This window comes from Pedobacter hiemivivus (genome assembly GCF_005144565.1).
Taxonomy (GTDB): domain Bacteria; phylum Bacteroidota; class Bacteroidia; order Sphingobacteriales; family Sphingobacteriaceae; genus Pedobacter; species Pedobacter hiemivivus.
This window is the reverse complement of the sequence record NZ_SWDX01000003.1, coordinates 398,904-413,626: the sequence shown is the minus strand read 5'-3', so window position 1 is coordinate 413,626 and position 14,723 is coordinate 398,904. Positions and strand designations below refer to the sequence as shown.

Annotated in this window: 14 protein-coding genes; 9 read left to right on the top strand and 5 right to left on the bottom strand. The window is 38.7% G+C overall.

Translation table 11 applies throughout. The features are described from left to right. Window positions 1-8: 8 nt before the first annotated feature. Entirely contained in the window at window positions 9-449 is a 441-nt protein-coding gene (locus tag FBD94_RS08950) for a response regulator (RefSeq protein WP_136879941.1), read from the bottom strand. Window positions 450-466: 17 nt separating this feature from the next. Further along, window positions 467-1,519, bottom strand: a complete 1,053-nt coding sequence (locus tag FBD94_RS08945; protein WP_136879940.1) for a sensor histidine kinase — start codon at window positions 1,517-1,519, stop codon at window positions 467-469. 220 nt (window positions 1,520-1,739) lie between these two features. On the opposite strand from FBD94_RS08945, the gene FBD94_RS08940 reads away from it, so the two are divergent. The 9 genes from FBD94_RS08940 (at window position 1,740) to FBD94_RS08900 (ending at window position 12,797) form a co-directional block, all read left to right on the top strand. Beyond that, complete coding sequence (locus tag FBD94_RS08940) at window positions 1,740-2,288, top strand: RNA polymerase sigma factor (RefSeq protein ID WP_136879939.1); 549 nt, start codon at window positions 1,740-1,742, stop codon at window positions 2,286-2,288. 165 nt (window positions 2,289-2,453) lie between these two features. Next, window positions 2,454-3,263 carry an SDR family oxidoreductase gene (locus FBD94_RS08935; protein ID WP_136879938.1) on the top strand — a complete coding sequence of 270 codons (810 nt, stop codon included), beginning with the start codon at window positions 2,454-2,456 and terminating at the stop codon, window positions 3,261-3,263. Window positions 3,264-3,267: 4 nt separating this feature from the next. Next, window positions 3,268-4,185 carry a helix-turn-helix domain-containing protein gene (locus FBD94_RS08930; RefSeq protein ID WP_136879937.1) on the top strand — a complete coding sequence of 306 codons (918 nt, stop codon included), beginning with the start codon at window positions 3,268-3,270 and terminating at the stop codon, window positions 4,183-4,185. A 10-nt stretch (window positions 4,186-4,195) separates the two neighbouring features. Continuing rightward, a complete protein-coding gene (locus FBD94_RS08925) occupies window positions 4,196-4,528 on the top strand; it encodes a nuclear transport factor 2 family protein (protein ID WP_136879936.1) in 333 nt (110 codons plus the stop codon). Window positions 4,529-4,705: 177 nt separating this feature from the next. After that, window positions 4,706-5,731, top strand: coding sequence for a FecR family protein (locus FBD94_RS08920; RefSeq protein ID WP_136879935.1), 1,026 nt, complete (start codon window positions 4,706-4,708; stop codon window positions 5,729-5,731). Between the two features lie 90 nt (window positions 5,732-5,821). Next, complete coding sequence (locus FBD94_RS08915) at window positions 5,822-9,112, top strand: SusC/RagA family TonB-linked outer membrane protein (RefSeq protein ID WP_136879934.1); 3,291 nt, start codon at window positions 5,822-5,824, stop codon at window positions 9,110-9,112. Between the two features lie 10 nt (window positions 9,113-9,122). Beyond that, window positions 9,123-10,490, top strand: coding sequence for a RagB/SusD family nutrient uptake outer membrane protein (locus FBD94_RS08910; protein ID WP_136879933.1), 1,368 nt, complete (start codon window positions 9,123-9,125; stop codon window positions 10,488-10,490). A gap of 83 nt (window positions 10,491-10,573) precedes the next feature. Continuing rightward, on the top strand, window positions 10,574-11,824 hold the full coding sequence (locus FBD94_RS08905) for a YdcF family protein (protein ID WP_136879932.1): 1,251 nt from the start codon (window positions 10,574-10,576) through the stop codon (window positions 11,822-11,824). A gap of 70 nt (window positions 11,825-11,894) precedes the next feature. Continuing rightward, window positions 11,895-12,797 (top strand): DUF5996 family protein, encoded by a 903-nt coding sequence (locus FBD94_RS08900; RefSeq protein ID WP_136879931.1) that lies wholly within the window; start codon window positions 11,895-11,897, stop codon window positions 12,795-12,797. 1 nt (window position 12,798) lies between these two features. Here FBD94_RS08900 and FBD94_RS08895 read toward each other — a convergent pair whose 3' ends face one another. From FBD94_RS08895 to FBD94_RS08885, 3 genes are all read right to left on the bottom strand, one after another. Continuing rightward, window positions 12,799-13,071 (bottom strand): UBP-type zinc finger domain-containing protein, encoded by a 273-nt coding sequence (locus FBD94_RS08895; protein WP_131610390.1) that lies wholly within the window; start codon window positions 13,069-13,071, stop codon window positions 12,799-12,801. Between the two features lie 163 nt (window positions 13,072-13,234). Further along, window positions 13,235-13,645 carry a response regulator gene (locus FBD94_RS08890; RefSeq protein WP_131610391.1) on the bottom strand — a complete coding sequence of 137 codons (411 nt, stop codon included), beginning with the start codon at window positions 13,643-13,645 and terminating at the stop codon, window positions 13,235-13,237. Next, a complete protein-coding gene (locus tag FBD94_RS08885; RefSeq protein WP_131610392.1) occupies window positions 13,635-14,714 on the bottom strand; it encodes a hybrid sensor histidine kinase/response regulator in 1,080 nt (359 codons plus the stop codon). The genes FBD94_RS08890 and FBD94_RS08885 overlap by 11 nt, the downstream gene beginning before the upstream one ends. Window positions 14,715-14,723 lie beyond the last annotated feature (9 nt).

Below are 14,723 nucleotides of genomic sequence, written 5' to 3'. Positions count from 1 at the left end.
TTCAAATGTTAATGTGGAGGTTGGTTTAATATCATCCAGTACAATCCAATCTCTTTTACTGCATGGAAAAAATTATCGCTATCAACAGGTTTTACGATATAACTGTTTGCACCTAGCGCGAAGCATTTTTCGATATCCAGCCCTTCATTAGATGAAGTTAACATCACTATTGGAATTGATTTAAGATCAGGATCAGATTTTAATTTTTCAAGTACTTGTAGGCCAGATACCTTTGGCATCTTCAAATCCAACAAGATCAGTTTAGGGTATTCTTTACTACTCCTTAAAGCATAGTCTCCTCGGCAATATATAAAATCCAGTGCTTCAACACCGTTAATTACATGATGAAGTTTGTTGGTAAACCCACTCTTTTTTAATGCACGAATGGTGAGTGCAGCATCATCTGTACTGTCTTCAACAAATAATATTTCAACGTTATGATAGCTCATTTTTTTGTTTTAATGGTTTATGCGAGTAGGCTAAAATAGAAGCAAGAACCCTCGTTTATTTTTGATTCGGCCCAAACGGTTCCATTGTGCCTGTGTATTATTTTTTGCACAATGGCCAGACCAATGCCAGTACCCTCAAATTCTTCCTGGGAATGTAGTCGCTGAAAAACCCCGAAAAGTTTATCATAATATTGCATGTCAAATCCAGCTCCGCCATCTTTTACATAATATACAACGAGATTGTCTTTTTGATAAGCACCAATCTCGATACTCGTTTTTTCTTTATGCCTTGAATATTTAACGGCATTGGAAATTAGGTTGATCCATACCTGTTTAATCAATGATTTATCTCCCTTAGCGCATGGAAGTATACCTACACTAAATTTAGGTATGTTTTCGTATTCCTCAAATGATAATTCTTCCCATACGATGTTTACAAGTTCGGCCATATCGATTTCTGAAACTGTTACCTGTTTTCTTCCTAGTTTGGAGAAAGCAAGTAAGTCATCAATCAATTCACCCATTTTTTTTGAATTGTTAATAATGGATTGAAGGGTTTTTAGTCCATCCGCATCGAGTTTTTCGGCATAATCTTCTACCAAAATCCTTGTATAGCCGTTGATTGCCCTGATTGGAGCACGTAAATCATGGGATACAGAATAAGAAAAGGATTCTAATTCCTTATTAACCGATTCTAATTGAGCAGTTCGTTCAACTACTTTCTGCTCTAATTCATCATTTAATTTACGAATATCATCTTCCGCATTTTTTAGCTCCCTGTTGGCAATGATTAGCTCTTCAGCTCTCTTTTCCTTCTCCTCATTTTGAAAAGCCAGCTCTTTATTTGCGATGATTAGCTCTTCAGCTCTCTTTTCCTTCTCTTCATTTTGGAAAACCAGCTCTTTATTGGCAATGACTAACTCCTCAGCCCTTTTTTCTTTCTCTTCATTTTGGAAAACCAGCTCTTTATTCGCGATGACTAATTCTGCTGCCCGATCTTCCTTTTCCTGATGTTGAAAAGCAATTTCTCTATTGGCAATGATTAATTCATCAGAATCGTTTTTTTTCATATCCTTAATAAAAGACTGTATTTTTAAAATGGTGGAAATAAGCAAAGGGTAATTGGGGTAGGAATGAAGGTGTTTTCCCCTTTGTATTTGCTAAAGCTACCATAATAATGCGGAACCTGTGTAAATGCGGGTATAAATCGTACAGCGTTTTTTATTTTTTGATTAGAATTAACACTATATTTAGATTTAGCTAACATATAGCAAATAGTTTTGTGCAGTCATGTTAAACTATATCCAAAATATAAAAGAAGGGGATCATACATCTTTTGAAATAGTTTTTAAACTATGTCACAAAAAGGTGTATGCTTATTTTTTGAAAAAGACGGCTTCCGAAGATCTGGCTCAGGAATTAACTCAGCTTGCTTTTATAAAGTTGTGGAATTTTAAACATACGCTATCGGAAGCGCATGAACTTGACCATCAATTGTTCCGAATAGCAAAGACTACACTGCTGGATTATTTTAAAAAGCTGGCAAATGATGAGCGGAATCTTAAGCTTTACTATAACCGAATTTCTGAAGAGGCAGACGACCAGAATCAAAATTTTGAAACCAATCAGCGATTGGAAGTCGCTTTAAATCTGCTACCACCTACACGCAAAAAAGTTTTCATTTTAAATCGCTTACAAGGGTATTCCTATAAAGAAATCTCTGAGCAGCTTTCTATTTCCCCCAGAACGGTAGAAAAGCACATTTCACTGGCCGTAAAGCAGCTTGATGGTTATGCTTATCTCCCTATGTTTATCCTTCTGGTGAAATTTCTCCGGTAATTCTAATTAACATCATTTTAGTAATCCACTTTTACATTGCTTAATGGCCTACTGTAGAAGCGGGTCCAACTTCTCGTCATTTTGGCTACTAGAAACCTCAATACGGCCACATATAGCCTGTAGCTTTTGCTGACTTTTGTGTGGTAACATTTAGACAAAAACAAAATGAAAAAGACAATCTTCATCACAGGAGCATCCTCAGGCTTAGGAAAAGCAGCTGCCAAATTATTTCAAAGTAACGGATGGAACGTTATCGCTACGATGCGTAATCCAGACAAGGAAACGGAATTGAATACACTAGAAAATGTAACCTTACTTCCATTAGACGTTACCAATGTAGAACAAATTCAGAACACAGTAAAAGAAGCAATAGCAAAGCATGATATCGATGTGGTGTTGAACAATGCCGGCTACGGATTGGTAGGCGCACTCGAAGCTTTTTCTGATGAGCAGCTGGTGAAACAAATCGATACCAATTTACTGGGGGTTATCCGCGTTACCAAAGCTTTTGTGCCTTATTTCAGGCAAAAGAAAAGTGGGCTGTTTCTTACCACAACTTCTATTGGCGGTCTGGTAACTTTTCCTTTGGATTGTATTTATCATGCTACAAAATGGGCACTGGAAGGCTGGAGCGAAAGCATGTCATTTGAATTAGGTCTTCACAATATTGACATCAAAACCATTGCGCCGGGGGGCATTAAAACTAATTTTGCAGGAGAATCTTTGGCTATTGCTCAACATCCTGCTTACGAAGAAGGGTTAGGAAAATTATTTGAACTGATGAACCCTGATAATTTTGATCCTGTAGAGTTAATTGCCAAAGTTGTGTACGAAGCCGCTACCGATGGCAAGAGCCAACTGCGATATGTTGCCGGAGAATTTGCCAATCAGCTGTATGCAAGACGTCTGGAAATTGGTTCCGAAGCAGCAGTAAAGGAGATGAGTAAAATGGTCTTCGGGGAATTAGTAAATTAGCAAAATGAAGAAAGAAGCCAACAGCCCTTTTAGAATAAATTCTATTTCGGAGCTGCACCGGATGCTGGGGTTACCTAAACCCTTGCATCCGCTGATAAGCCTTATAGACAACACTACAATGGTGCTGGATGAAACTTATTTTAATGCGTCCTTTTTATTCAATTTCTATAAAATTTCCTTTAAAAAAACGCTGAAAGGCGTAATTGGCTACGGACAGGGCTATTATGATTTTGATGAGGGCGGCTTGATGTTTACCGCTCCCAATCAATTGATCTCCATTATTGGCGACGATAAACAGTATGAAGGGTTTTCATTACTTCTCCATCCTGATTTTATCAGAAACTATCCCTTGAGCAAAAATATAAAGTCGTACGGATTTTTCTCTTACGAGGCCAATGAAGCATTGCACCTATCAGATAAAGAAAAGACGATTATTTTGGGTGTTCTGGATAATATTCAGCAAGAATTAAACGGGGCTATTGATGATTTCAGTCAGGATCTAATGATTTCTTATATCGAAGTGCTGCTGAATTACAGTAACCGGTTTTATAAAAGACAATTCATTACCCGCAAAGCGGTAAACAATGATTTGCTGGTGAAAATGGAAGATGTGCTAAGCAATTATTTCGACAAAGAGGAACCATTGGACAAGGGATTACTTACTGTGGAGTATCTCGCGCAGCATTTAAATGTTTCGCCAAGGTATCTTAGTGATATGCTCCGTTCGCTTACCGGACAAAATGCCCAGCAGCATATACACGAAAAGTTGATTGAAAAAGCAAAGGAATTTCTGTCGACATCACATTTAACTGTGGCAGAAATAGCCTGTCAACTAGGTTTCGAACATCCACAATCGTTCAGTAAAATTTTTAAAAAGAAAACAAATGTCACGCCCCTGGAATTCAGGGCTTCGTTCAATTAAAAAATCAATAATGAACATCACATCTTTTATATCAGAATGGATTAGACTCAGCAATGCATTCGATACTGAAGCATATCTGAAAAAATACAGCGAAGACGCGATCCTGGACGACCCTTCAGTCGGAAGAAAATTTATTGGACATGAGGGGGTCCGGGATTATTTCACAAGCTACTTTATCGGGTATAAAACAAAGAGCCGGTTAGTCAAACTGGATATTCATGAAAACCAGGCCCATATGGAAGTAGAATTTACAGGGAGTTTTCCCGAGGGGAAAATCGGAGGCACGTTTGATATTACTTTTAAAGATGGAAAGATAGCCGCGGTAATAGCAGATTTAATGTAAATATTCAAAAGAGAAGGAAGCGACAATTTTGACAAAATCATAGAACGTTCTTTAACGCAGGGCAGGAAGTTTATTCCTGCTTTTTTTATTAAAATAGAAAAACAGCAGTTATTCAATAATTTAAAAAATATTTTTTGTCCGTTACGGGTTTATGCCTAATTCAATCGTATTAGTAGTATGAGTGTATCTGATCAGTTGTTAGATAAATATTTTAAAGGACAGTGTAGCCCTGAAGAAAAGCTGCAGGTGTTAGACTATTTGAACAAAGTTGATGAGCTGCCAGCGCATTTATTAAGCAAAGATGAATGGGACCAAACGGATGATGCTACAATAGATGAGCTAAAAACTGAGGAGATGTTTAATGCAATAAAAAGGCAGACCATAACTAAAGTTTATCGCTTAAAATGGATAAAAATTATAGCAGCCGCGGCGGTTGTTCTGGCGATACTGGGAGTTGCTCTTTTAAATTTAAACAGAACTGGCCCTAATACAGAACTGGCTACAAACAAGATTTTAAGTGTTGATAAAACAAGCCCGATAAACTGGAAGTCAGTAACAAATTATACAGAACACAACCAGTTATTTACGCTGCCAGATAGTTCTGTTGTTAAAATATATCCGGGAGCAGAATTGACATATGCTATTCCATTTGGGAAAAATAAGCGAGAAGTGTATCTAAACGGCAAAAGCTTTTTTGAGGTTACAAAAGACAAGAAACATCCATTTGTGGTGTATGCTAAAGGAATTTCTACAACTGCCTTGGGAACATCTTTTACCATTACAGCTTTAGAGAAGAGCAAGTTTATAAAGGTACAGCTGCATACAGGTAAGGTTTGGGTGAAAAACGTGGATTCCATGCATCAAATTTTAGCATTTAGTAAGATTCTGTTACCTGGAAAAGAGTTGGTATACAGTAGCTTAATCAATAAAGTGAAAGTCTCCGATTTCAAGACTTTATCGATCAAGACAGAAAATGCCATGAAGGAACTAAATTTTACGCAGGCGCCTTTAGTTGATGTTTTTGCTAAGCTCGAAAAACAATATAAAGTTAAGATTATTTACGATCAGGCTGATTTAGCTGAGATGTCATTTACAGGAAGTTTAAAATTAACGCAATCAATAGATACTATACTAGAAGAAGTTGCCGAATTGAATAAACTAAATCAAATTAAAACGACTGAAGGTTACCTGATTAGAAAGTAAATCCAGAACCATATTAAAATAAAATAACCTGCGAATAAAAGCGGGAAGGGGATCCTTTTGCCAAAAACAAACAACCAAATTAAATAGATTATGCTTAGAAAACTTACTACACATTTGTTCTTTTGTCTACTGATGTTATCAGTCTCGGCAAAGACCTGGGCTCAAACATCAGAGATCACAGGGATTGTAAAAGATGAAGCTGGCCAACCATTACTTGGGGCCTCCATACTTTTACTCAATACAAAAACCAACGAAAAGAAGGGGATAATGGTGAACGGAGAAGGCAAATTTTCAATAAAGGGCCTTTCTGCCAACGTACCCTACAGTATTAGTGCTTCGTTCATTGGTTATGTTACAAAAACTATTGATAATTATGTGCTTAAAGCGGGAGAACAGGCAACCCTGCTGATTCAACTCAACCCTGCTTCAACTACCTTAACAGATGTGGTTGTTGTAGGATATGGCAGTCAGAAAAAGAAGGATGTAACCACTTCCATCGCCAGCATCAAAGCTGCCGATCTGGAGAACCAACCCATTAGTAATGCGGCTGAGGCCATGGTTGGAAAAATGGCTGGTGTGCAGGTTTCACAGGGATCAGGAACTCCTGGCGGTGCATTATCTATCAAAGTTCGTGGGGTTGGTACCATAACCGCAGGTTCCAGTCCTTTGTATGTAATTGACGGTGTACCCATTTCAAACGATAACATCAACAACTTAAATACAAATGATATTGCTTCAATTGAAGTATTAAAAGATGCATCCTCTGCAGCGATTTATGGTTCGAGGGGGTCAAATGGGGTTGTACTGATCACCACCAAACAGGGGAAAAACGGCATTTCTACAATTAACGTAAACAGCTATACGGGCTGGCAGAGCCTTGCACATAAAATTGATATGATGGACGCGTATCAATACTCACAAATGGTGCTTGATTCCAGAAATAATACCTATGCTGATGCGATGCAGGCCATAAACAGGAAAAACGTTGCTTTAAATTTGCCAACTATAAATTATAGCTTAAGCGACAATAATTCAATCCGTTTGGCAAATGCTGGTGCCGGTAATACAAGTGCTGTAATACCGCTCGAAATTTTACCTTACTTACAGGGACAACAAGGTCTGACCAATACAGACTGGCAGGACGAAATTTTTAGAACCGCGCCAATCCAAAATCACTCTATCTCTGCTTCCGGAGGTAGTGAAAACTTTAAGTATTATGCCTCAATGGAGTACTTTGATCAGGATGGTATCATCTTAAACAGCGGCTTTAAACGTTACAGTGGCAGGTTAAATCTTGAAGCCAACAAAGGTGTATTCAGGTACGGGGTAAATTTAACGCCATCAGTAATTAAAGAAAACAGAGTGAACGCAACCGGACCATATACTGCAAGTGGTATTGTAGCCTCGGCATTGCATTATTCCCCAATATGGCCGGTATACAATAATGACGGGACTTTCAATTTTTCCCAGAATTCATGGAGTCCGGGTACAATTACCACACTGCCTAATAACACTACGGTAAGCGGTAATGGAGAAACCCAGGCCTGGAACCCTGTTGCTTTAGCTATGCTTCAGAAGGACGATGTAGGTGCAAACAGGTTAACAGGTAATGCCTTTATCGAAGTTGGTGTATTAAAAGACCTGAAATACAAGATACAGTTAGGTGTGGACTTATTTAACAGCTCCGAGGATACTTTTCGCCCCTCAATTATACCACAATCAAATACGATAGGTAACCCGCTTTCTGATGCTTCGGGTACGTCCAGAAGCATAAAAGAAACCAACTGGTTGCTGGAACAAACTTTAAACTACGTAAAAACTGTAGGGGATCATAGTTTTAATGCGCTATTGGGCTGGTCTACTCAAAAGGATGACCTGAGTGGAAATTATGCTGTGGCATCAAAAGGTTTTATCAGTGACCAGGTTGAATATTTAAGTGCAGGACTGGTAACCAGTGGAAATTCCACACGTTCTCAGTGGGACCTTACATCAGGTATCGCCAGGTTACAATACAACTATAAAGGTAAATATTTACTTACCGGATCAATGCGTGCCGATGGCTCATCCAGATTTGGCTCAGACAATAAATGGGGTTATTTTCCCTCAGTTTCGGCAGGATGGAGAGTATCTGATGAGGCCTTCCTGAAAAGTATAGAAACCATATCTGATTTAAAGCTGAGGGTAAGTTATGGTCTTACAGGAAACTTTAAGATCGGGGATTATACTGCCCAAGGCATCATTAATAACTTTGGTTACGTATTTGGTGGCACAACACCAGTTGTGGTTAATGGTGCCGCACCTGTTGCAAAACCGAATGATAAATTACGTTGGGAAAAAACGGCGCAGCTTAACTTTGGTTTTGACGTCGCATTATTTAAAAACCAGTTGACATTATCAGTAGACGTTTACAATAGTGATACAAAAGATCTATTGCTGAACGTTCCTGTTCCGCTTTCAACAGGATTTTCTTCTGAACTGATTAACATCGGTAAAGTAAACAACAAGGGAATTGACCTCAACTTAGGTACACAGCAGCAGTTCGGTCAGCTGAAATGGACTGCAAGTGGAAATTTCTCCAAAAACAAAAATAAGGTGGTGGAGTTAGGGCCGGGAAATGCAGATATTATCAAAACAGGATCGGTGGCCAATGCTTATTTTCTAACCAGGGTAGGTGAACCCATCGGTTCCTATTACCTGCCGGTAGTTTTAGGTGTATTTAAAAACCAGGCGGAGCTTGATGCTTATCCGCATTATACAGATACACAAGGGAACTATGATCTCAATACCGCTAAGCCAGGAGATTTTAAGTTTAAAGATGTAGATGGTGATGGCGTTATTGACCTGACAAAGGATCGTGAGCTAGTAGGTAACTATCTTCCTAAGTTTACTTACGGCTTCGCAACTTCTTTCGAATATAAAAACATTGATTTAAGTGCTGCTATGCAGGGCGTTTATGGAAACAAGATCCTGAATCTTTCCCGCAGGTATTTCGCGAACAAAGAAGGTAACATGAACAATATGATCAGCTCGCTGGATAGGTTTATTTCAGAAAGTAACCCTGGTAGCGGAAATGACGTGAGGGCTAACCGTGTAGCTAAGGGAAGTAATGGGACTACTTCAACCTGGCATGTGGAGAACGGATCCTATTTAAGGATCAGAAACATAGCACTAGGTTATACATTACCGGAGAAACTGGCTAAAAAAATAGCAATGTCCAAAGTCAGACTATATGTTGCCATGCAAAATCCATTTACATTCACTAAATATTCGGGATATAATCCAGAGGTGACCAACCGATCGGAAGCCACAACAAATGGTGAAGACTATGGCGTATACCCAACCGCAAAAACAACTTCAATAGGTATTAACATCACTTTATAAAATTAGGATCATGAAAAAATATATTATATCCATTTTTGCTTTTGGCATCCTTATGTCGGCAGTATCATGTAAGAAATTCCTGGATCTGAAGCCATTGGATTCTTATACCGAGAATACGTTTTATGTGGATGAAAAAGGACTACAGGGAGGGCTGGTCAGCTGCTACGATGCCTTGCAGACAGACAGTATTTATGGTAACCACATGCTTACTCTGGGTGAAATCAGGGGAGACAACGTTACCGATAATGATCCGGGATCGGGGGCAGGAGTAAGGAACCAGATCGAGGTATTCTCTGAAACACCCGCAAATAATATCCTTTCCGGTGCATGGCAGGCACATTACAGGGCAATTTATCGTTGCAATATCATTCTCGATAGAGCGCCTGCAATAAGTATGAATGAGACGACTAAAAATCAGATCATCGGACAGGCGAAATTTATCCGGGCGTTAAGTTATTTTAACTTAACACGTTTATGGGGAAATGTTCCTTTGATTCTCACTGTTCAGAAAACCGAAGAAGCCAGGGCGAATACGCGTGCGACTTCAGCACAGGTATATCAGCAGGTGATTAAGGATCTTAGTGATGCTGCAGGTGTATTGCCGTCTACATGGACTGAAAGGGGGAGGGCAACCAACTACGCAGCTTCGGCATTATTGGGCAAGGTATATCTTTATCAAAAAAGATATGATCTGGTGGCTTCTACGTTGCAACCTGTTGTCGCTGCCATTTATGCAGGAACGATATTAAGTACCGTTCCGCAAACGACGACTTTCCCCAGCGGTTTAAAAACAAGTAAAGACGTTATTTTCGCCATCCAATACCTTGCAGGTGGTGTAAAAGAATTTGTAAATCAGGACAACCGTTATAGAAATAACAACAATACCAATACGATAACGATACCCCAAAGCATATTTGAGAATGCAGATAACCGCAAAGCTTTAGTTGCACCAACAGGAGTTGGTATCCGCCCGGCTAAATTTAACAGCCCTGTTTCACCTAATCCCGAAACCAGCAGCGATTTCCCTGTTATCCGGTGTGCAGACGTATTGCTGATGTATGCTGAAGCACTAAATGAAACACTTTATGGAAATGCTGAAGCTTTTAAAGCTTTAAATGCGGTTCGGACGAATGCAAATGTTAGTGCCAAAACTGCTTTGACGCTTACGTCTCAGCCAGAATTCAGAACCGCCGTATATTTAGAAAGAAGATTGGAACTTGCTTTGGAGGCAGACAGGTGGTTTGATATCGTTAGAACAGGTCAGATGGGAACTGTTTTTCTAGGGATTCCTTCATTCAGAAGTATTTATCCGGTTCCTCAGGCTGAGATAGACAACATTAACAATAAAAATGGCTGGCAAAATACGGGCTATAATTAACCCTGTTTACCAATTTTGGCCGGTACCCTGACGTACCGGCCTTTTATTTTTAATATTTTTGAATGGATTATAAAACACCATATATGAAATCTTTTTTCTTTTTGATTTGCTACTGCTTCTGCACCATGACTGTATGGGCACAAAATCAGGGGCCAAATAAGCAGTATGTCCTCCAAAGCACCCATAACGCTGTGCAGTATAAAAACTACTATCTGCTTACCTTGTTGCAACAGGATCAGGGTGTAAAAAAGCTTGTTCAAAATGATCCTGTGATGAGAGACTTGTTTAAAGCCAGAGAAGCCAAAATAAAAGAAGCGCTTAAAAGTTGTCAGAATAATATAGCCTGTTTCACAGCTGCTTTTAGGTTTACAGAAGATGATATTGCAGCTGTAAGTAACCGTTTAAGTTTCCTTTTTAAAGAAAATAATGTACTAGGTGCTATCGTAAGGAGCCAGGTTATTCCTTCAGGCTGCTATAGTATGTATGGAAATTTGAAACCGGTCGATATTCTGCTTAAAGCATGGGAACAAGATGCCAAGGCAATTAACTTTACCATTGGGGTATATGTAGAGGGATCAAAACCTAACTATCCGAAAATAGATTCGATAGGGTTCAATGTGAAAGATAAAAGCTACCCTGAACTGGTTAATACCAATGCCTTATTGAGTTTGAATACTAAAAATAAGCTGTTTTTTGAGCCCTCAATGCAGTTTGCTTTGGTTGCTCTGGAGATTAATGAGCGGAATGATGCAGCAGATTATGAACCCATGATGAGCACTGTAAACAAATCAAGCCTTTTGGCCATAAAAAAGACAAACTTTGGAGCCTATAAGTATAGCCTGATATTGGTGCCGGGTGAAGGGCCTGAAGAACGTGATACTGAATTAAGTGCCGGTGGGATGTTGCGCTGTCGACTGGCTGCAGAAGAGTACCGCATTGGAGTAGCACCTTTTATTATGGTTTCGGGAGGTAGGGTCCATCCTTATAAAACCAAATACAGTGAGGCTCATGAAATGAAAAAGTTTTTAATACAAAGCCTACAGATTCCCGAAAGTGCAATTATTATGGAACCTCATGCTAGGCATACAACCACAAATATGCGTAATGCGGCCAGAATCATGTTCCGCTATGGTATGCCTATGGATAAGAAAGCGCTTACCGTAACGGTTAAGTCACAAAGTATGTATATCAGCGATGTTATGCCTAAACGTTGTATTAAAGAACTTGGCTATGAACCCTATCGGATGGGAAATCGTTTATCAGATACTATGCTTGAATTTTATCCAAATGTAATGTCCTTACAAATTGATTATGATGAACCTATGGATCCATAGGTTCATCATATTAAAACAATTGTAGCAATGGTTTGTAGTTACATATTTAGAGAACTAAAGCCCTCTTACTATGGAACAGAATTGGCCAATACTTTCTTATGAAAAGGGAAAGTCTACCTATGAAACTGTGCAACTATGGTCGCAGATTGTTGGAAAAATAAAACTTGCAGTTCTTCCCTGGGTAAATCATTCCTGGCATATTGCCCTGCAGATTACTGCTACTGGCTTAACCACAGGGTCGATGCGGTATAATGATCAAAACTTTCAGATAGATTTTGATTTTACTGTACATCAGTTAAAAATTACAACCAGCAACGGGGAAACCCGACAATTTGATTTACATGGAATTTCTGTTGCTGGTTTTTATAAGAAAATTTTCGAAGCGCTAACAGATTTGAAAATCGATGTAACGATCAAACCTATTCCTGTTGAACTTGTTGATCCTATTCCTTTCGAACTGGATACTATTCATGCTAGTTATGAGGAAGAGCAGGTCACAGCTTTTCATAAAGCTTTGCTAAATATACAGGATGTTTTTATGAAGTTCAGAGCTGAATTTAGAGGGAAGTGTAGCCCTATTCATTTTTTTTGGGGGAGTTTTGATTTAGCATTATCTTTTTTTTCTGGTCGTACAGCACCAAAACATCCAGGGGGAGTACCCGGTATGCCTAATTGGGTTGCAGAAGATGCATATTGTAGAGAGGTAAGTAGTTTTGGCTTTTGGACGGGTGGAGGAGGTTTGAATGAAGCCGCTTTCTATTGTTATTTATATCCTGAACCTGAAGGATACAAGAATGCAAGAGTTAAACCCGACGAAGCCTACTATCACCAAACGTTAGGCGAATTTATTTTGCCTTATTCAGCAGTGCAAAGGGCCGGAAAGCCAGAGGACAAACTAATTGAATTCTTGCACAGTACTTATGGTATTGGTGCCGATTTAGCAAAATGGGATAAAGAGTCGTTGGAATATTAATTTAATAATCTGCAAAAACTTCATCTTTATAACACCATAACCACCTTTCGCCAGGCATAGCGGAGCTCACAACTGGATGTTGTGTGGCATGGTAATGCTTTGTCATGTGCGTATTGGGGGAGTCGTCACAGCATAATGTCATACCACAAGTTTGACAAGTTCGTAAATGAACCCAAGTGCTATTTGTTTTAATGCATTCTTCGCAAATGAGTTCTTTGGGCAACTTTAACGCTTTAATATCCTTGATATGTTCGCAAATTTGATCGTTTTCCATGATAAGACTACAACTTTCATAACACTATGTTTTGAGGTTGTGTTAGTTGTAAACTTATTTTACAGTTTGAATCCACGATGAAAACAATCATATTATTCCAACTTACAAGCGTTATTGCATGGACTTTGAGCCAGTAGGTTTGGGGAAATAGCTGTAAAGCGCTCTATGAAGGTAAATGTTTCTTCAAAACTTCCGCAAGTTCTTTAGGTAATAGGGGTTTCTTTAGCAATTTAACAACATGTTGACTTGCTTCAGCTCTTTTGATATCTCCAAAATCAAGTGTCGAAGAAAGCATCGCAATTGTGCAATTTCCCGTTAGCCGCTTGGGAAGATTCTTGTAAACTTCTAAAAATTCGAAGCCATCCATATCCGGCATTTGTATATCCAGCAATATAAAATCCGGTAATTTACCATCATTGTTTAAGGTTTGTTGAAGGTAATTCAGCGCCTCATCTGCCGATAGACAAGTAACGATTTCCTCAAAGAAGTTCGATATTTTTATGATTTTAGAATTGATCTTTAAATCAACATCGTTGTCATCTATTAATAAAACTGTTTTGTGACTATTTAGCATTGGGAATGGTTATTTTAAAGGTGGTGCCTTCAGCTGGATCAGAACTTACAGTGATTTTTCCATTAATCTTATTCAACGCCTCTTTGACAATAAATAAGCCTAATCCGCTGCCCTGATTCACTTTACTCTTGAAGAATTGAGTGAAAATCTTTTCCAGGTGCTCATTCAAAATACCCATCCCATTATCAATGATGGAGATTTCAACTTGCTCTCTTCTAACATTAACATTCACACTTACCCTTTTGTTTACTTCGGTTTCTTTCTGATATTTTATTGCATTGGAGATCAGGTTACCCAAGATCACCTCAATTCTAAAAACATCGCCATAAAACTCTTCGTTCTGATGAATATCTACACTAAAGGTGGTTTCGTGATCAGCATAAGTATATAATTCAACCAATTCAGGTACCAACTTATGAAAGTCAATGGCCGTGTTTTCTGAAATGGTTTTATTGTTTTTATAGTATTGAAGCGTTTTCTGAATGTAGTAATCCAACTTATTAGAGCAGGTTTCTATTAAGCTCCAATATTCACCACTGGAGTTGTAAAGCCCTTCCATTTTAACTAGATTAACAATACCCATGGACGAAACAAGGGGAGCCCTTAATTCATGGGAAATACTATATATAAATCTGTTCAGTTCATCATTGGTCTTTTCCAGCTCAGCAACTTTGTTTCTAAGGTCAATTTTGGCCTTATAAGCATCGTAAGCATTTTTGATGGAATTGTGCAGTTCCAGATCATTCCAAGGCTTGGTGATATACCTGTAGATATCGCCATGGTTAATCGCATCAGCAAGCGCTTCAATATCAGTATAACCAGTGAGCAATATCCTTATTGGATCAGGGTAGGTGTCTGTAATGCTTTTAAAAAACTCTACACCCGTAGTCCCCGGCATTTTTTGATCGGCCAGAATAACTTGTATCGAAATGTTTTGTAATACTTTTAAACCTTCAGCGGCTGATATGGCCGTATAGATTTCATACTGTCGCCTAAAACTCGCTTTAAAAGCCTGAAGATTATTTTCCTCATCATCAATATATAGAACTCTTACATTGGGTGCACTCATAGTACGCTT

Coding starts and splice junctions, on each gene's coding strand:
- FBD94_RS08945 (WP_136879940.1), bottom strand. CDS start 1,519: ATGAAAAAAAACGATTCTGATGAATTAATCATTGCCAATAGAGAAATT.
- FBD94_RS08950 (WP_136879941.1), bottom strand. CDS start 449: ATGAGCTATCATAACGTTGAAATATTATTTGTTGAAGACAGTACAGAT.
- FBD94_RS08920 (WP_136879935.1), top strand. CDS start 4,706: ATGAGTGTATCTGATCAGTTGTTAGATAAATATTTTAAAGGACAGTGT.
- FBD94_RS08910 (WP_136879933.1), top strand. CDS start 9,123: ATGAAAAAATATATTATATCCATTTTTGCTTTTGGCATCCTTATGTCG.
- FBD94_RS08930 (WP_136879937.1), top strand. CDS start 3,268: ATGAAGAAAGAAGCCAACAGCCCTTTTAGAATAAATTCTATTTCGGAG.
- FBD94_RS08915 (WP_136879934.1), top strand. CDS start 5,822: ATGCTTAGAAAACTTACTACACATTTGTTCTTTTGTCTACTGATGTTA.
- FBD94_RS08940 (WP_136879939.1), top strand. CDS start 1,740: ATGTTAAACTATATCCAAAATATAAAAGAAGGGGATCATACATCTTTT.
- FBD94_RS08905 (WP_136879932.1), top strand. CDS start 10,574: ATGAAATCTTTTTTCTTTTTGATTTGCTACTGCTTCTGCACCATGACT.
- FBD94_RS08900 (WP_136879931.1), top strand. CDS start 11,895: ATGGAACAGAATTGGCCAATACTTTCTTATGAAAAGGGAAAGTCTACC.
- FBD94_RS08935 (WP_136879938.1), top strand. CDS start 2,454: ATGAAAAAGACAATCTTCATCACAGGAGCATCCTCAGGCTTAGGAAAA.
- FBD94_RS08890 (WP_131610391.1), bottom strand. CDS start 13,645: ATGCTAAATAGTCACAAAACAGTTTTATTAATAGATGACAACGATGTT.
- FBD94_RS08925 (WP_136879936.1), top strand. CDS start 4,196: ATGAACATCACATCTTTTATATCAGAATGGATTAGACTCAGCAATGCA.
- FBD94_RS08885 (WP_131610392.1), bottom strand. CDS start 14,714: ATGAGTGCACCCAATGTAAGAGTTCTATATATTGATGATGAGGAAAAT.
- FBD94_RS08895 (WP_131610390.1), bottom strand. CDS start 13,071: ATGGAAAACGATCAAATTTGCGAACATATCAAGGATATTAAAGCGTTA.